This window comes from Anaerofustis sp. NSJ-163 (assembly GCF_024135845.1).
GTDB lineage: Bacteria > Bacillota > Clostridia > Eubacteriales > Anaerofustaceae > Anaerofustis > Anaerofustis butyriciformans.
This window is the reverse complement of the sequence record NZ_JAMYJV010000001.1, coordinates 365,014-382,952: the sequence shown is the minus strand read 5'-3', so window position 1 is coordinate 382,952 and position 17,939 is coordinate 365,014. Positions and strand designations below refer to the sequence as shown.

Here is a 17,939-nt window from a genome sequence, read left to right as displayed (position 1 = left end):
AACATTTGAAAACTTTTTTAGATTTAAAACGAAAGAAAAGAATTTTATTTATATTTTCCTTTGTATGTGTGCTGTTTGTTGCACTGGTTGCAAAGCTTGTATACATACAAGGATTTAAAGCAGTTGAATACGGAGATAAACAATCAGCCATGTTGATGCAGCGTCTTCCTATTACGGCAAGTAGGGGAGATATTTATGACAGAAACATGGCTTTACTTGCAAAAGACGCAACTTGTTCGAGTATTTATGTTTCTCCTGCAAGCATAGAAAAAGAAGATAAGGAAGAGGTTGCAAAATATTTAAGTGAAATGCTTGATTTAGATTATGATGATGTTTATAAAAAAGTAAATAACTCTTCTTCAAGTAATGAGCTTATAAAAAGTAAAGTTGATAACAGTATAGGTTTAGAGATAAAAAATAAAGGTTATGCCGGTGTTTCCGTAACTGAAGATAAAAAAAGATACTATACAAACGGTACTTTTGCTGCACATCTTCTTGGTTTTACGGGAACAGATCATCAAGGATTATACGGTCTTGAGGCAAGTTATAACGATGTTCTTTCAGGAAAAGACGGTGTTGTTTTATATCAAACAGACGGAAGCGGAAGAAAGATTGCATCTGGAAGTGAAATAAGGCAAGAAGCTACAGATGGAAGTAATCTTGTTCTTACAATAGACAGTGTTATACAAATGTATGCTGAGAATGCTCTTGAAACAGGTATAAAAAAGACAAAAGCGAAAAGAGCTTTGGCTATTGCCATTGATCCGTCAACCGGAGAGATGCTTGCAATGGCATCAAATCCAAGTTACGATTTGAATGACCCATGGGAACTTGATGAAGATTTTGAAGAAAACTTTAGTTCTGATTTTTATACAACTGATGATAATGGTAAGAAAAGAAAAATGACAGAAAGTGAAAAGCTTGCTTTAATGTGGGATAACCCAAACATCAGTTTAAACTATGAACCTGGTTCTACGTTTAAACCGATAACTGTTTCTGCAGCACTTGAAGAAGGTGCATTTACTACATCTTCAAGATTTTACTGTTCTGGGTATAAAGTAGTTGCGGGAACAAAGATAAGATGTTCCGTATATCCAAATGCTCATGGAAGTGAATCTTTAGAAGAAACTCTTGTTAACTCTTGTAACCCTGCTATGATGGAAATAGCAATGCGTATGGGACCTGATGTTTTTTATGATTATATATATAATTATGGATTTGGTTCTAAAACGGGAATAGATTTGGGAGGAGAAGAAAGCGGTATTTTATCTCCAAATGAAAATGTAAATATAGTAGATTATGTAACAAAATCTTTTGGGCAAGGTTTATCAACTACACCGATACAGATGTCTATGGCATTAAGCGCTGTAATTAATGGTGGATATTTATTAAAACCTCAACTTGTTAAATACGTAACAGAAGGGGAAAATAATGAAATAACCACAACATATGATAAAGAAGTAGTAAGACAAATTATTTCAAGTGATACTTCCACTACCATGAGGAAATATCTAAGAAGTGTTGTAACAAAATCCAGTGTATTATCACAGTATGATTCAGATGATTTAAAAATGGGTGGTAAAACAGGTACGGCACAAAAGATAATAGATGGTAAATATTCTCACTCAAAATATGTAACAAGCCTTTTTGGATTTGCACCATATGATAATCCTCAAATTGCAGTTATTGTAATTTTGGATGAACCTGTAAACGGAAGTTCCGGAAGTACCACTGCTACTCCGATTGCAGCAGAAATTCTTGAAAATTCACTTAACTATTTGAATACAAAATCTGATTCTGACAGTGAAGATGTTAAGACATTAAATGCAAAGGTTGTTGTTCCTGATGTAAGAGGTGAAAGCTTAACCGATGCAAAGAGTCTTCTTGATTCATTAAACATAGATTATGAAGTAAAATACAAGACTAAAAATATAAAGGATAATGATGCAATAGTAATCAGTCAAACTAATGTACAGGAAACTTACAGTAAGAAAATTACCATTACTGTTGACAGCTCTTCTTCGACGGAAGTAACTATGCCTGACTTAACGGGTATGAGTGTTCAAAGCGCAAACGAAGCATTGACGAAGCTGGGACTTACCATAGAAGTTAAAGGCGGAGGTATTGCAACGAAACAGAGTGTTAAAGCCGGTACAAAAGTTAAGAAGGGAACAAAAGTAACAGTAACCTTTGAATATGTTGATTAATTATTTTGTATTTTATATATAAGATATTTTAACAAAAGCCAAAAAGTGATATAATAATGCGGATATTGAAGTTTGAGGTAGAAAATGCATAGTATTGATATATTAAAATTAGAAAAAATGCTTGACGGCAAAATTATTAAAGAGGGTAATAATAAAATAATAACCGATGTGGTAATAGACAGCAGGCTTGCAAAAGAGGGAAGTGTATTCTTTGCACTTCCCGGAACTGCATTTGACGGACATGATTTCGTTAAAAAAGCAGTCGAGAATAAAGCTTGCTGTTGTGTCGTTACTAAACTTGTTGAAGACGCAGACTGTTATCAAATTAAGGTTGAAGATACTCTAAAGGCTCTTTATGATATGGCAAAAAGTTATAAAAGTGAATTTAAGATTCCATTTATAGCTTTAACGGGAAGTGCCGGTAAGACAACCACAAAAGATATGGTTGCCAGTGTTTTATCAAGTAAGTATAATACCATGAAAACAATAGGCAATTATAACAGCACAACGGGTGCTCCTCTTACTTTATTTAACTTAAATAAAGAACATGAGATTGCAGTTGTTGAAATGGGAATGAACCATAAAGGTGAAATTGAAAAAATAAGCTTACTTGTTGAACCTGATTTTGGAATAATAACAAATGTAGGTGTAACCCATATTGAAAATTTGGGAAGCAAAGAGAATATTTTTAAAGCAAAAATGGAAATTACAAAAGGACTTAAAAAAGGCGGTACTCTTGTTGTAAACGCAGATAATGAGTTCTTTAAAGATTATAAAAACAATGAATTCAATATTGTAAAAATAGGAATAGAAAACGGAGATTTTAAAGCTTACGATATTGTTTATGATAAAAGCGGTGTGAGTTTTGAAGTTAAATATAACGATAAAGAATATTCTTTTAAATTGAAAACTCCTGCAAAATACAGCGTTTATAACGGACTTGTAGCAATATATACAGGATTTGCTTTTGGACTTACTTATGAGCAGATACAAAAAGGACTTGAAAGTTTTAAAGCAAGTAAAAACAGAATGGATATAGAAGATTATGATGGAATGACTCTTATAAATGATACCTATAATTCAAACCCTGATGCTTTAAGAGAGGCGCTTGGTTTACTTAAGAACATAAGTGGCAATAATAGAAAAGTAGCGGTTCTCGGAGATATGTTTGAACTTGGAGAAAAAAGTGAAAAACTACACTTTGAATGTGGAAAAGATATAGTAAAAAACGAAGTTGACTTTCTTATTACTGCGGGAGAACATAGCAGGCAAATAGGAGAGGGCGCCGTTTATTACGGTTTTGACAGAAATAATATAAAACATTTTGATTCAAAAGAAGACTTAATGAAGCAAATTGAAAAGTTAACACTTAAAGGAGATTATATTTTATTTAAAGCATCGAGAGGAATGGCTTTTGAAGATGTAATCGCTAGCCTAAAAAGGGGAGGTAATTTATAATGATATATGTAATTCTTTCAACTCTGATTTCATTTGCAATAGTAGTATTATTAACACCTAAATTTATTCCTTTTTTACAAAGACTAAAAATGGGGCAGACGATAAGGGAGCTTGGTCCTAAGAGTCATTATAAAAAGGCAGGTACTCCTACAATGGGCGGACTTGTAATGATGCTTGGTATTTTAGTTACATGTGCATTATTTTTTACAAAAGCTGACGGAGATTTGATATTTGCTTTATTTGTAACATTGATTTTCGGTCTTATAGGCTTTTTGGATGATTATATAAAAATGGTTCAAAAAAACAGATTAAATTCTGAGGGTGGAGTTCTTGTTCCATATCTTGGAATGCTTCCAATACAGAAATTGCTTTTACAATTTTCGGCTGCGGGTGCTGTTGCAGTTTATGCAGCATTTCATCCAACAATAGGAACAAGTATTGTAATACCTTTTACCAATATTGTATGGAATATGGGTATATTTTATATTCCGTTTGTTATTATAGCAATAGTTGCTGTCGTTAATGCGGCGAATTTGACAGACGGATTAGACGGACTTGCATGCGGAGTTACCATGATAATATTATTCTTTTTCTTGGTATTTTCTCTTGCAAACGGATTTACTTCTATGAATATATTTACTGCCAGCGTAATAGGAGCATGCCTTGGCTTTTTATGCTATAATGCTCACCCTGCTTCGATTTTTATGGGAGATACAGGTTCAATGGCTCTTGGCGGTGCGGTTGTAATAGTTTCTATTTTTACAAGATCAGAACTTTACATTTTAATCGCAGGAGGAATATATCTTATAGAAGCATTATCGGTTATATTACAAGTTTTCTATTTTAAGAAAACAGGCGGTAAAAGACTTTTCAAAATGGCACCTATACATCACCATTTTGAACTTTTGGGACATCATGAAACAAAAATAGTAACTTGTTTTTGGATTACTACGGCAGTACTTGTTTTAATATCATTGCTGTCACTTCCAATTATGTTTGGTTAAGGAGAAAAAAATGGAATTAAAAAATGGAATATATATGGTTGTAGGTGGAGGCAGAAGCGGTGTTTCCGTTTCAAGATTTCTTTCATCTCAAAATAAGAAAGTATATTTAACAGATACAAAAGAATATGAAGATATAGCAAAGCTTGGATTTGGAATAGACACTTTGGTTGATGATGAAAATATTAAATTTATTCTTGGAAGACAACCAAGTGAAGAGGAAATAAAAGAGTGTGAAATGGTTATAGTTTCACCATCTGTTCCTCCAAAGGCTTTTCCTATTGTTACAGCAAAGAAAAATAATATTCCTTTTTACAGTGAATTTGAATTTGCAAACAGCTTTTGCAAAGGTTATAAAGTTGCAATAACAGGTACAAACGGTAAGACAACAACTACTACACTTGTTGGTGAAATATTTAAAAATGCCGGGTATGAAACATATGTAAACGGAAATATCGGAGATGCATTTATTAACGATGCGGCAAAGGGAGATGAAAACAGCGTTTATTCTCTTGAAATAAGTTCATATCAACTTGAAATGACAGATAAGTTTAAACCTAATGTTGCTATAATTACAAATATTACTCCTGATCATTTGGAAAGACACGGAAGCTTTGAAGAATATGTCAGAGTTAAAGGAAACGTATTTTTAAATCAAGACGAAAATGATTATCTTATCGTAAATAAAGAAGATAATGTTGTAATGGAACTTAGCAAAAAAGCTAAAAGCAATGTTTTGACTTTTACTACAAAAGACGATAAAGATGCAAACGCATATTTGGAAAACGAAAATATAATGATTAACTTTAAAGGCGAAGTTTTTGAACTTATAAACATAAATAAGCTTAAATTATATGGACTTCACAATGTAATGAATGTTATGTGTGCATCTTTGGCAGGAATTGTAAAAGGCGTAAAAAAAGAAAATCTTGTTAATACTTTAGAAAATTTCAAAAGTGTTGAACATAGAATTGAATATGTTGATACGGTTGACGGAATAGAATATATAAACGATTCTAAAGGCACAAATGTAGATGCGACCGTAACGGCAATAAAGGCAATGAAGAAAAAAACGGTTTTAATGCTTGGAGGGTATGACAAACAGACACCTTTCGACGATTTGGCACAAAACCTTAATGATAATATTAAATGTAGTGTTCTTTATGGAGTTGTAAAAAACAAAATAAAGGATACATTTGATAAATACGGATATAAAAATTATGTTGTTGTAGAAGATGATTTTATTAAAGCTTGTGAAGAAGCTACAAAACTTGCAAATGAAGGGGAATGCGTTCTTCTTTCTCCTGCGACTTCAAGTTTTGATATGTTTGATGATTATGAGCAAAGGGGAAGAGTATTTAAAGAATACGTAAACAAACTGAAAGGATAATTATATGAGAGAAGTAAGAAAAAGAAAAGGGACAATGGATTATTGGCTTCTTCTTACAGTAATAGGTTTAACTGTTTTTGGTATAATATCTATTTTTTCTGCAAGTATGTATAATTCGGGTCTTGAAGGAAGTCCTTTTTCCTATTTTACAAAGCAGCTTATATTTGCCATCATAGGAACCTTTCTTATGATTACCATTTCAAATATAGATTATAAAGTGGTAAAACATTTTGCGCCAATAGTAATGATAGGTGCAATATTACTTCTTATTTTGGTTTTGTTTATAGGTGTTGATGTTAATGGTGCAAAAAGATGGATTGATATAAAAATCGGTACGATTCAACCAAGTGAATTTACAAAGGTTGCACTTATTTTATATTTGTCTTATTCGATTGAAAAGAAAAAAGAACTTATAGGAACTTTTAAATACGGAATTTTACCTTATATAGGTCTTGCAATGATTGTATGCGGACTTATTGCTTTGGAGCCTAACCTTAGTACTGCAACGATTATTGGTGCACTTATTGTAGGTATGTTAATAATCGGTGGAATGAATTTAAAATGGTTTATTCCAATTGCCGGACTGGGTGTTTCGGGTATTATATTCATGATTATAACTACTCCTTGGAGAATTACCAGAATGCTTACTTTCTTAGATCCATGGGAAGATATACAAGGTTCTGGTTGGCAGATTTGTCAATCTTTAATGGCTCTTGGTTCTGGAGGTTTACTTGGTAGAGGATTTGGAGAAGGAAAAGCAAAACTTCTTTTTATGCCGGAACCTCAAAATGACTTTATTTTTGCTCATATAGGAGAAGAAATGGGGCTTATTTGTGGAATAATACTTATTGCGGTATATTTATTTTTAATATGGAGATGTATCGTTATAGCTTTAAATGCTCCGGATTCTTTCTCAATGTTATTTAGTGGGGGAATGGCAGGGTTGCTTGGAATGCAGGTATTTATCAATATCGGTGTTGCAACAGCGCTTTTACCTGTAACAGGTATGCCTCTTCCTTTTGTAAGTGCGGGTGCTTCCTCACTTATTTCTCTGATGTGCGGTATGGGGGTAGTTCTTAATATATCAAAACACTGCCGTATATAAGTAAATTATGGAAAATAATTTTTATAAAAGGATTAATGTTAAAATTAATCCTTTTATAAAATAAAGTTATTTAATAGTTTTTTAATTTTAAATTTATCAAAAAATAATTAAGAGTTATATAATATTGTTCTTATAGAGAGGAAAAGAAATGAAAATTTTAATTGCAGGCGGTGGAACAGGCGGACATATTTATCCTGCTGTTGCCATAGCAAATCAGATAAAATATGAATATCCTGATGCTGAAATTGTTTTTGCTGGAAGAAATGACTGTATGGAAGCTGATATAGTTCCAAAGGCAGGTTATGAACTTAATAACATAAGAATATACGGTTTTGAAAGATACTATTCTAAATTAAAAAAATTATCTGTATTTTTCAAAATGTTTAGAGGCTATAACGACGCAAGAAAGCTTGTAAATAGTTTTAATCCTGATATTGTTATAGGTACCGGAGGGTTTGTTTCCGGTCCTGTTGTGCTGGCAGGAGCTTTAAAAGGTAAACCTACTCTTATACATGAACAAAATGCAGTTCCCGGATTTACTACAAGAACACTTTCAAAATGGGCAGACATCGTATGTTCAAGTTTTGAAAATACAAAAGAATATGTAAAACATCCTGAAAGGGTTGTATATACAGGTAATCCAGTAAGAAGAGAGTTTGGGTTATATAACAGAGAAATTGCAAGAAAGACTTTGGGAATAGATTCTGATAAAAAAGTTATAGTATGTTTCGGGGGAAGCCTTGGTGCTAAAAATTTAAATGATGCCATGCTTTCTTTAATTGATGAATATAAAAATGATGATGATATCTATATTTGTCATGTAACCGGTAAAAACGGATATGAAGATTTCCTTGAAAATGCAAAGAAAAGAGGATTGAATTTCGGAGAAATTCATAACGTTGAAATAAAAGACTATGTTTATGATATGCCTGTACTTTTAAATGCTGCTGATCTTGTTATAGCAAGAAGCGGAGCAGGTGCTATTGCGGAAATTACATATGTGGGATTAGCGGGAATATATATTCCTTATCCGTTGGCTGCCGATGATCATCAAAGAAAAAATGCTGAAGAGGTAGAAAGTGCCGGAGCGGGTATTATGATACTTGATGATGAATTAAACGGGGACAGACTTATTGATGAAGTTAAGAAGATTATATGTAACGAAAGTTATTTTAAACAAATGAGTTATATGTCAAAACTTCTATCAATAAAAGACAGTGCAGAACGTATTGTGGACGAAGTGGAAAAGCTTACTAAAAACAAATAAAAATTATATAACCTTCAAAGCTATGTATTCACAATAATAAAATAATATGAATATTATAAACTAAATGGCTTTGGAGGTAGTTTATGGAAAGTTTCGTTATTGAAGGCGGAAAAAGATTAAGCGGTGAGATTGATTTACAGGGATGCAAAAATGCTGCTTTACCTATTTTGGCAGCATCGGTTTTAAATAAATCGGAAAGTATTATTCATAATGTTCCCGATATAGAAGATGTAAATACTATGATTGAAATGCTTAAGGATTTAGGCTGTTATGTCGAAAAGAAAGGTCATAGTGTAATTGTTAATTCTAAAGATATAAATAAAGTAAAATTAAATGATAAACTTTTAAGGAAAATGCGCTCTTCTCTTATTTTAATGGGAGCTGTATTGTCTCTTGAAAGGGAATGTAGTTTTTCTATGCCCGGCGGATGTGATATAGGACTTAGACCCATAGATTTACATATTAAGGCTTTAAAACAACTTGGGTGTGTAATGATAGAGGAAAATGGCGTAATCACATTAAAGGGTGAAAAAATTAAAGGCAGGAATATTCAGCTTGATTTTCCAAGTGTCGGCGTAACGGAAAATATTATTCTTGCTTCTGTTTTGGCAGAAGGTGTTACGGCAATAGGAAACCCTGCAAAAGAACCAGAGATAATTGATTTACAAAATTTCTTAAACAGTATGGGAGCGAGAGTTTACGGTGCAGGAGGAAATACCGTATATATAGAAGGGGTTAGAAGCTTAAAAAATACCGAATATACAATAATGAGTGACAGAATAGTATGTGGGACGTTTATGTGTCTTGCAAATATGACCTCTTCAAGTTTCTTTATAAAAAATGCAAAGCTTGATACTATGAAAGCTGTTTATTACAAACTTCTTGAAACAGGTGAAAATTTTAAAATTTACAGTGACGGTATTTTGGTAAGAGGCAGTGATAATATTAAGCCTTTAAAATCTCTTATTACTCTTCCTTATCCAGGTTTCCCTACGGATATGCAGTCTCAAATGGGAGCAATGCTATCAATTGCGAATGGGGTAAGTATAATTAACGAAACGATATTTGAAAATAGATTTAAATATACTTTGGAACTTATAAGAATGGGGGCAAAAATGAATGTAAAGGGAAGTACACTTGTTGTTGAAGGCGTAGATAAACTTTACGGCGCACAGGTATATGCTCCTGATTTAAGAGGCGGAGCGAGTCTTATTATTGCTGCTTTGGCGGCAGAGGGAAAAAGTATAGTAAGTGATATACATCATATAAAAAGAGGTTACGAAAATATAGATAATATAATAAACTCTCTTGGAGGGAAAATAAAAAAAGTTAAGGTGTAGTTATGAACAGAAGCTATTATGAAGCTAAAACTTACAGACCAAGAAAAAAAAGAAGAAAAAGAAGAAGCAGGTTTTTTAATTCTAAATCACTTCTTATTATTTTCGTACTTTTAATTGTTGTAACAGGGGCTATTTTTATAACTACATCGGATTTATTTAATATAGAAAGTATTGAAGTTGAAAATAATCAAATAGCTACCAAAGAGGAGATTATTGCCAGAAGCGGTATTTTGGAAGGAGAGAATATATACTCTTTTTCCGCATCAAAAGCAGAGGAAGCAATAGAGCAAATTACAGTTGTAAAAAAGGCAAATATTCACAGAAAATATCCTAATACTATTGTTATAGACATAGAGGAAAGATCTCCTTTTTTCATTCTACAACAAAGTAAAACATATTATGATGTAGATGAAGATGGAAAAGTTATATCTTCTTCAAATACTTTAGTGAGGTATGATGTTCCGATTGTAACCGGTATAGAAGTTAAAGATATAGAAGAAGGAACAAATTTATTTGATATGGATGATGTGAAAATTCAAACTTTGAAACAAGTATTTGAATTTTTAAAAGAAAATGATCTGTTAAAAAATGTTTCTCAGTTTTATGTAAATAAAGACGGAGAATATAATTTATATTTTACAAACGGAAGCGTTCTTCAGTTTGCAAACTATACAGCATTTTCATATCATGAAGATTTTGTAAAATATTTTATACAAAACATGGATATGAAGCAGAAAGTAGAGCTTATTGAAGGGGTAAATCCAATATATAGTAAAATATAAAATATGGTGTCAGATATGTAGTAAAAATAACAAAAAAGTATTGCATATATTTAAAAATAATATTAAAATAGAATATAATTAGTTTACTATGTTTAGGAGGAGTTATTATGCCATACGAAATGGAAGATATACATATGGGTAATTTTGCTGATATAAGAGTAATCGGCGTTGGCGGAGGTGGAAACAACGCTGTAAATAGAATGATAGAAGGAGGACTTCAAGGCGTAAGATTTGTTGCAGTTAATACTGATGCACAAGCCTTGAGTGAATCTTTAAGTGAAAATAAAGTTCAAATCGGAGAAAGAACAACAGGTGGACTTGGTGCAGGCGCTAACCCTCAAGTTGGACAAGAATCTGCAGAAGAAAGCACAGATGATTTAAAGAAAATCGTAGAAGGAGCAGACCTTTTATTCATCACAGCAGGAATGGGTGGTGGTACAGGTACAGGAGCAAGCCATGTAATTGCAAAAATTGCAAAAGATCTTGGTATTTTAACTATTGCCGTTGTAACAAGACCATTTGCCTTTGAAGGAAAAGTTAGAGCTTCAAATTCTGATTTAGGTATAAGACTATTAAGAGAACATGTTGATGCTTTAGTTGTTATTCCAAATGAAAAATTACTTACACTAGCAGATAAAAACACAACATTTAAAGATGCTTTAAAATTAGCTGATGATGTATTATCACAAGGGGTTAGAGGTATCTGTGACTTAATCGGTATTACAGGTATCGTAAACTTAGACTTCTCTGATGTTAAGACAATAATGAAAGATGCCGGAATGGCTCATATGGGTGTTGGTTATGGTACAGGCGAAGATAAAGCTGTAGAAGCTGTTACTGAAGCCGTTAAATCTCCTCTATTAGAAACAAGTATTAAAGGTGCAACGGGCGTTATCATTAATATTACAGGTGGAGAAGACTTATCATTGTTCGAAATTAACAAAGCTGCCGAAATAGCAAGAGAAGAAGCTGACCCTGATGCTAACGTAATCTTTGGTGCGGCTATTGATCCAAGCTTAGAAGATAGTGTTAAAATTACAATTATCGCAACAGGTTTCAACATGAAAGCAAAAAATGGACAACTTGTTGATATAGTTGAAGAAGATAAAGATGATGATAAAGAACAACCTGTAAAGAAGAAAGAAAGCAAAAATGACTGGGGAGATATTCCTGATTTCTTAAAAGATTCTTTATCAAGAAGAGATAGAAATGATTTTGAATAAAAATAGAAAGACCGCATATGCGGTCTTTTTTATTAAAGAAAGAACCTGTGAAGAACTATTTTAAATAAAAAAGGAAAATAAAAAAACACATCAATATGATGTGTTTTATCTTATTTCATAATCGTCATATCCCGAAGTGTCTTTTTCCGGCATAATCCATGAAAGAACAAAATATAAAATTACAAATGGTATCGTCATTGTCAGCAATGTAAGCATAACATATATAACTCTTAAAATTGTAACATCAATATTAAGGTATTCACTGAATCCTTTTAATACACCACAAAATTTTGCTCCGTATCTTGTTTTGTATAATTTCTTTTTCATTGTTTCCTCGTTTATTAATTTATATCATAATTTGAATATTCTATTTTTTCTTCACTTGGAATAATTAATGCTAAAATGATATATAACATTATTGATGGTATACCATAAAAAATTAAACATGAAAGTATAAATATAAAACGTAATATTATTGTATCAACTCCGATATATTCACAAATTCCGTTTAATACGCCGAAAAACATTGAACCATGTTTCTTTTTATAAAGTTTTTTACTCCGCATATAATACCTTTTCTTTCTTAATATTAAATTGATTTAAATTATACGCAAAATATTATATCATTAAATTTTATTTTTAGCAAGAAAAATTATATATATGAAAATAATCATATATATTTTACATTATATTTTATTGAAAAAAAGATGTTTGGGTAATATAATTAAAATATATATAAAAGAAAGTTAGGTGATTTAAAGTGAATATTGTAGCAGATTTACACACACATACAAACGTATCTCATCATGCATATTCTACAATTATTGAAATGTGCAAAGGGGCAAAAAAAGCAGGACATATTGCTATAGGGAATACAGATCATGGTCCTGCAATGGAAGACGGAGCTCATCAATGGCATTTTCAATCTCTTCAAATGTTTATTCCAAGAATTCTTGAAGGCGTATATGTTTTAAGAGGTGCTGAAGCAAATATACTTCAACCTGACGGAAGGCTTGATATACCGGATCATGTGCTTGATACTTTGGATTATGTAGTTGCATCAATTCATAATGAAACTTTCCTTGAAAGAGATCCTGACAGAATTACCGAAATAATGCTTAAAGTACTTGAAAATCCAAGAGTAGATATTTTGGGACATTTAGGTTCTCCTGCGTTCAAATTTGACTATGAAAAAGTTATTTCAAAATGTAATGAATATGACAAAGTTGTTGAAGTAAACAATAACTCTTTTTATGCAAGAAAGGGAAGCAAAGAAAATTGCCTTGAAATAGCAAAGTTATGTAAAAAATATGAAGTGCCTATTTCTGTTAACTCAGATGCTCATTTTTGTCTTGGAGTAGGTAAAATAGATAGAGCAAGAGGAATAATAGAAGCAGCGGGATTCCCTGAAGAACTTATTATAAATGCAAGTGCAGAGAATTTACAAAATTATTTTATGAGAAAAAAAGGTCTTGATATTTTGGGAGAAATTCAAAAAGGCGAAAATAATACTTTGGAATAAAAAAGAAGCATATGCTTCTTTTTTTATTTTTTCAAACTGTCCGGAACGGCTTCGGTCTTTAAATATAAACTTCCCAGAGTATCGTGGGTTATTGTTATTCCGTTTTCTTCTTTTGTGACTGCATAAGTTAATACATCTTTCTCATTTTGTTTTATTACTAAAAGTAGTTGTTTATCTTCTTCCTTTATTTCATATTTAAAATCGCTTTTAACATCCTCAAAGATTATGCTTCCTGTATAATCACTGTTAAAAACATAATAGAAGTTTAGATTTGAATAATCGATTTCTTTTTTGTCTACATTAACTTTTTCAAGTTTATATTCTCCTGTTATATCTACCGGTTTATTATTTTTCATACCTGACATTATCCCAAAAATTGCAAGAATTATAACAAGTAGTACGGTAACGGATATAAATATGATATTTTTTCTATTCATGCAAAACCTCCATAATTTATATATTAAAATATATGGTTAAAAGTTTTTATATATGCATTTATTTTAAGCAATAGTATATAAATTATTTATGGGATAAAACCATGTGCTAAAATGATAATTAAGTTTTTATATTAATCAAATTTTATACATATATTAGTTTCATAAAGCTTATTTAATATATAAATTAAACAGAAAATATTACATTTTAGTTGACTTAAGTGCCATAAATTAACTATAATAAAAATGTTAATGTTAAATCGAAATAGTTATAAATAAGGAGAAATAAATGGACAATTATAACTTTAAAGAAATAGAAAAAAAATGGCAAGATATTTGGGATAAAGAACAATGTTTCCATGCAGTAACAGGACTTGACAAACCTAAATATTATGCTTTGGTTGAATTCCCTTATCCATCAGGACAAGGTCTTCACGTAGGTCATCCAAGACCATACACTGCTCTTGATATAGTTTCAAGAAAAAAGAGAATGCAAGGATATAACGTACTTTTCCCAATGGGATTTGATGCGTTTGGTCTTCCAACAGAAAACTATGCAATCAAAACAGGTGTTCATCCTGCAATTGTTACAAAAAACAATATTGCTAACTTCAAAAGACAACTAAAATCTCTTGGTTACTCTTTTGACTGGCAAAGGGAAATTGATACAACAGATCCAAAATATTATAAATGGACACAATGGATTTTCTTGCAATTATTTAAAAAAGGACTTGCTTATAAGAAAGAATTCCCAATAAACTTCTGTACAAGCTGTAAAGTTGGTCTTGCAAATGAAGAAGTCGTAAACGGCGTTTGTGAAAGATGTGGGGGAGAAGTTGTAAGAAAAGTTAAAAATCAATGGATGCTTAAAATTACTGAATATGCAGACAGACTTATTGACGATTTAGATGATCTTGACTTTATTGACAGAGTAAAATCAAGTCAAAAGAACTGGATTGGCAGAAGTTATGGTGCTGAAATTAATTTTGAAATTAAAGACAGTGATGAAAAATTAACTGTATATACAACAAGACCGGATACAATTTACGGTGCAACATATATGGTTATATCTCCTGAACATCCTGTAATCGAAACATTAAAAGATAAAATAACAAATTATGATAAAGTAGTTGAATATAAAGAAGAAGCTGCTAAGAAATCTGATTTTGAAAGAACAGAACTTAATAAAGAAAAAACAGGTGTAAAACTTGAAGGTATAAGTGCTATAAATCCTATTACAGGAAAAGAAATAAGCGTTTTTGCTTCTGATTATGTACTTATGACATACGGAACAGGTGCAATTATGGCTGTACCTGCTCATGATACAAGAGACTATGAATTTGCAAAAGTATTCGATTTACCTATCGTTGAAGTTGTAAGCGGCGGAGATATTGAAAAAGAAGCCTACACAGGAGACGGTAAGCTTGTAAATTCTCCATTGATTGATGGTTTAGATATTAAAGAAGCAAAAGAAAAAATGACACAAATCGTTGAAGAAAGAGGAATCGGAAGAAGAAAAACTAACTTCAAACTTCGTGACTGGGTATTCTCTCGTCAAAGATATTGGGGAGAACCTATTCCAATTATAAACTGTCCTCACTGTGGATTCGTTCCGCTTGATGAAAGCGAACTTCCTCTTACACTTCCGGATATAAAAGATTATAAACCAACTGATGACGGTGAAAGTCCACTTAAAAATATGCCTGAGTGGTATAAGGTTAAATGTCCTAAATGTGGTGCTGATGCTGAAAGAGAAACTGACACAATGCCTCAATGGGCCGGTTCAAGCTGGTATTATTTAAGATATACAGATCCTGATAATGATGAAGCTCTTGCAAGCGAAGAAGCTATTAAATATTGGATGAATGTAGATTGGTATAATGGTGGTATGGAACATACTACACTTCACTTGTTATATTCTCGTTTCTGGCATAAATTCTTATATGATATTGAAGTTGTAAATACAAAAGAACCTTATCAAAAGAGAACAAGTCATGGTATGATTTTAGGTGAAAATCATGAAAAGATGTCTAAATCAAAAGGTAATGTAGTTAACCCTGATGAAGTTGTAGACGAATTCGGTGCTGATACTTTAAGAACATATGAAATGTTTATAGGGGACTTTGAAAAAGTTGCTCCATGGAGTGAAAACGGAGTTAAAGGTTGTAAGAGATTTTTAGACAGAGTTGCTAAAATGGAAGATTTAGTGGTTGATGGAGAAGAATATTCTAAAGAACTTACTACTTTAATGCATCAAACAATTAAGAAAGTAAGTGAAGATTATGAAACTCTTAAATTTAACACTGCAATAGCTCAACTTATGAAACTTACAAACGAAGTTTATGACAAAGGAAAAATAAATAAAGCAGAATTTAGAACATTCCTTATTTTACTTAACCCTGTTGCTCCTCATCTAACAGAAGAATTATGGCAAAGAGCAGGATTTGAAGGATATTTACATCAAGCTTCTTGGCCTGAATATGATGAAGAAAAAACAATTGCCGATGAAATTGAAATTCCAATTCAAATTAATGGTAAATTTAAAGGTAAAGTAGTTGTAGACAGAAATGCTTCTGAAGAAGAAGTTAAAGAAGCAGTACATGCTCAAAAAGCTGTACAAAATATTCCTGAAGGTAAGAAAATCGTTAAGGAAATTTATGTAAAAGGTAGAATTTACAATATTGTTATAAAATAAATAAAAAAAGGTTGTGGTTTTAATCACAGCCTTTTTTTGTGAAAAAAAAGAGAGTCTTACAAAAATGTAAGACTCTCTTTTATTCCCTATTTGAAAAGTATGTAATAAAATTTTTTATTATTATATCACAATATTTTCTTATAAACATCAAAAAAACATAAAGTTAATTAATTCTTAATATTTGTAATATTTTATTAAGGAATATAAAAAAATATCATTCTTATAATATATATAGCAATATATAAAATAGCAATAAAAGAAAGAATGCAAGTTCTGGTTTTTCTATTCATTTTAAAAAAATACTTTTCGTTAGAAGTAATAAGTAAAATTAAAAAGGGAATAGATAATATAAACAAAGGATGATAATAAAAAGCTTGTTTTATATTACCATTCAAAAAAGAAATTAACGCTCTTGTTGTCCCGCAAAAAGGGCAAGGTAGTCCTAGAATATATCGTATAGGACAGTTTATTTTTGTTATATTTATAATAAAAGCGTATAAGGCTATTACTATTAAAATTAAAATGTATTTTTTGATATTTTTCTTTTTCATAGATAATATAATTTAATATACTTTCTTTTTTATTTTAATATAATATAAAACATTTTTTTAGTCAAACTATCCTTTTCCATTTCCTAAGAAAAACTAAATAATAAAGGTTTTTATTGACATAAAACCTTTAACCATTATATACTTAAATTACGATATACATGTAGAATGAGAGGAGAAAATTATGGAACAAAATAAAGTAGATATGTTTTTAATGTCAAATGCTGAATATTTTCCTGAAGAAAATATGATGTTAATAAGAGAAAGGTTGCAAGCGCTTCCTGATGAATGTTTTGTTCAACTATCAACAATGCAGTTTAAATCACCTGTTGTAATGTTGGTTGTTTCTTTATTCGTTGGTGGTTTTGGTGTTGATAGAATGATGCTTGGTGAAGTTGGACTTGGTGTATTGAAACTTCTTACAGCTGGTGGATGTGGTATCTGGACTATAATAGATTGGTTTATGATTATGGGAAATACAAAAGAAAAGAATGTATTGAAATTAATGAATGCTATAAATATGATACAATCTAATCCTTATGGTCAAACAAATTATAATAATCAATATAATCAATACAACCAATATAATCAAGATAACCAAAATGATAATATTATAGATGTTGACGAACAATAAAAATAAACATTAATTAAAAAAGGAAGAATAATCATTCTTCCTTTTTTGTATGATATAAATTTTTTATACCATATAATATTAAGTTTGAGAGGTAATATAATTAGGGAGGGTTTCCTATTTGGCTTTTAATTTAAATGAAAGACAATCAGTACAGTCACATTGTGTTGGATGTGATTCATGTGTACCTACCTTGATTGAATCAAGAGAACAATAGTTACAATCATTACAGTTATATTCGCAGCTTTTAACATCGCATTCGATTGAAGTATTTTTATTCATGTTTTTCCTCCTATATTTTAAAATCGTAACTTTTGGTTACGTATTTAGTATGTG

The 17,939-nt window shown here is 31.1% G+C and carries 17 protein-coding genes; 12 read left to right on the top strand and 5 right to left on the bottom strand.

Translation table 11 applies throughout. From position 1 onward, the window contains the following. Window positions 1-5 precede the first annotated feature (5 nt). The 9 genes from M6G78_RS01795 (at window position 6) to ftsZ (ending at window position 11,773) form a co-directional block, all read left to right on the top strand. Window positions 6-2,207 carry a penicillin-binding transpeptidase domain-containing protein gene (locus M6G78_RS01795; RefSeq protein ID WP_253229451.1) on the top strand — a complete coding sequence of 734 codons (2,202 nt, stop codon included), beginning with the start codon at window positions 6-8 and terminating at the stop codon, window positions 2,205-2,207. A gap of 84 nt (window positions 2,208-2,291) precedes the next feature. After that, entirely contained in the window at window positions 2,292-3,665 is a 1,374-nt protein-coding gene (gene murF, locus M6G78_RS01790) for a UDP-N-acetylmuramoyl-tripeptide--D-alanyl-D-alanine ligase (protein WP_253229450.1), read from the top strand. After that, window positions 3,665-4,669, top strand: coding sequence for a phospho-N-acetylmuramoyl-pentapeptide-transferase (gene mraY, locus M6G78_RS01785; RefSeq protein WP_253229449.1), 1,005 nt, complete (start codon window positions 3,665-3,667; stop codon window positions 4,667-4,669). Before murF ends, mraY begins: the two co-directional genes overlap by 1 nt. Window positions 4,670-4,679: 10 nt before the next feature. Continuing rightward, window positions 4,680-6,056 (top strand): UDP-N-acetylmuramoyl-L-alanine--D-glutamate ligase, encoded by a 1,377-nt coding sequence (murD, locus tag M6G78_RS01780; protein WP_253229448.1) that lies wholly within the window; start codon window positions 4,680-4,682, stop codon window positions 6,054-6,056. Window positions 6,057-6,060: 4 nt separating this feature from the next. Further along, window positions 6,061-7,161 carry a putative lipid II flippase FtsW gene (gene ftsW, locus M6G78_RS01775; RefSeq protein ID WP_253229447.1) on the top strand — a complete coding sequence of 367 codons (1,101 nt, stop codon included), beginning with the start codon at window positions 6,061-6,063 and terminating at the stop codon, window positions 7,159-7,161. Between the two features lie 148 nt (window positions 7,162-7,309). Beyond that, window positions 7,310-8,428: an undecaprenyldiphospho-muramoylpentapeptide beta-N-acetylglucosaminyltransferase gene (murG, locus tag M6G78_RS01770; protein ID WP_253229446.1), complete on the top strand. Its 1,119-nt coding sequence runs from the start codon at window positions 7,310-7,312 to the stop codon at window positions 8,426-8,428. Between the two features lie 83 nt (window positions 8,429-8,511). Then, the gene (gene murA / locus M6G78_RS01765) at window positions 8,512-9,768 is read left to right on the top strand and encodes a UDP-N-acetylglucosamine 1-carboxyvinyltransferase (RefSeq protein ID WP_253229445.1); all 1,257 of its coding nucleotides are present in this window, start codon (window positions 8,512-8,514) and stop codon (window positions 9,766-9,768) included. A gap of 2 nt (window positions 9,769-9,770) precedes the next feature. Then, entirely contained in the window at window positions 9,771-10,550 is a 780-nt protein-coding gene (locus M6G78_RS01760; RefSeq protein ID WP_253229444.1) for a cell division protein FtsQ/DivIB, read from the top strand. A gap of 107 nt (window positions 10,551-10,657) precedes the next feature. Beyond that, on the top strand, window positions 10,658-11,773 hold the full coding sequence (gene ftsZ / locus M6G78_RS01755) for a cell division protein FtsZ (protein WP_138268468.1): 1,116 nt from the start codon (window positions 10,658-10,660) through the stop codon (window positions 11,771-11,773). A gap of 105 nt (window positions 11,774-11,878) precedes the next feature. Here the strand turns inward: ftsZ and M6G78_RS01750 are convergent, their stop codons facing one another. Further along, a complete protein-coding gene (locus tag M6G78_RS01750) occupies window positions 11,879-12,100 on the bottom strand; it encodes a PspC domain-containing protein (protein WP_253229443.1) in 222 nt (73 codons plus the stop codon). A gap of 14 nt (window positions 12,101-12,114) precedes the next feature. After that, window positions 12,115-12,339 (bottom strand): PspC domain-containing protein, encoded by a 225-nt coding sequence (locus tag M6G78_RS01745; RefSeq protein WP_138268466.1) that lies wholly within the window; start codon window positions 12,337-12,339, stop codon window positions 12,115-12,117. 194 nt (window positions 12,340-12,533) lie between these two features. On the opposite strand from M6G78_RS01745, the gene M6G78_RS01740 reads away from it, so the two are divergent. Beyond that, window positions 12,534-13,295: a phosphatase gene (locus tag M6G78_RS01740; RefSeq protein ID WP_138268465.1), complete on the top strand. Its 762-nt coding sequence runs from the start codon at window positions 12,534-12,536 to the stop codon at window positions 13,293-13,295. Between the two features lie 23 nt (window positions 13,296-13,318). On the opposite strand, the gene M6G78_RS01735 is transcribed toward M6G78_RS01740, so the two are convergent. Beyond that, window positions 13,319-13,732 (bottom strand): hypothetical protein, encoded by a 414-nt coding sequence (locus tag M6G78_RS01735; protein ID WP_253229442.1) that lies wholly within the window; start codon window positions 13,730-13,732, stop codon window positions 13,319-13,321. 286 nt (window positions 13,733-14,018) lie between these two features. Here M6G78_RS01735 and leuS point away from each other — a divergent pair, with 286 nt between their 5' ends. Then, the gene (gene leuS, locus M6G78_RS01730; RefSeq protein WP_253229441.1) at window positions 14,019-16,424 is read left to right on the top strand and encodes a leucine--tRNA ligase; all 2,406 of its coding nucleotides are present in this window, start codon (window positions 14,019-14,021) and stop codon (window positions 16,422-16,424) included. Between the two features lie 194 nt (window positions 16,425-16,618). Here the strand turns inward: leuS and M6G78_RS10330 are convergent, their stop codons facing one another. Continuing rightward, window positions 16,619-16,975 carry a DUF2752 domain-containing protein gene (locus M6G78_RS10330; RefSeq protein WP_371922818.1) on the bottom strand — a complete coding sequence of 119 codons (357 nt, stop codon included), beginning with the start codon at window positions 16,973-16,975 and terminating at the stop codon, window positions 16,619-16,621. Between the two features lie 181 nt (window positions 16,976-17,156). On the opposite strand from M6G78_RS10330, the gene M6G78_RS01725 reads away from it, so the two are divergent. Further along, window positions 17,157-17,606: a TM2 domain-containing protein gene (locus M6G78_RS01725; RefSeq protein ID WP_253229440.1), complete on the top strand. Its 450-nt coding sequence runs from the start codon at window positions 17,157-17,159 to the stop codon at window positions 17,604-17,606. A gap of 114 nt (window positions 17,607-17,720) precedes the next feature. On the opposite strand, the gene M6G78_RS01720 is transcribed toward M6G78_RS01725, so the two are convergent. Then, window positions 17,721-17,885 carry a DUF1540 domain-containing protein gene (locus M6G78_RS01720; protein ID WP_138268460.1) on the bottom strand — a complete coding sequence of 55 codons (165 nt, stop codon included), beginning with the start codon at window positions 17,883-17,885 and terminating at the stop codon, window positions 17,721-17,723. Window positions 17,886-17,939: the final 54 nt, after the last annotated feature.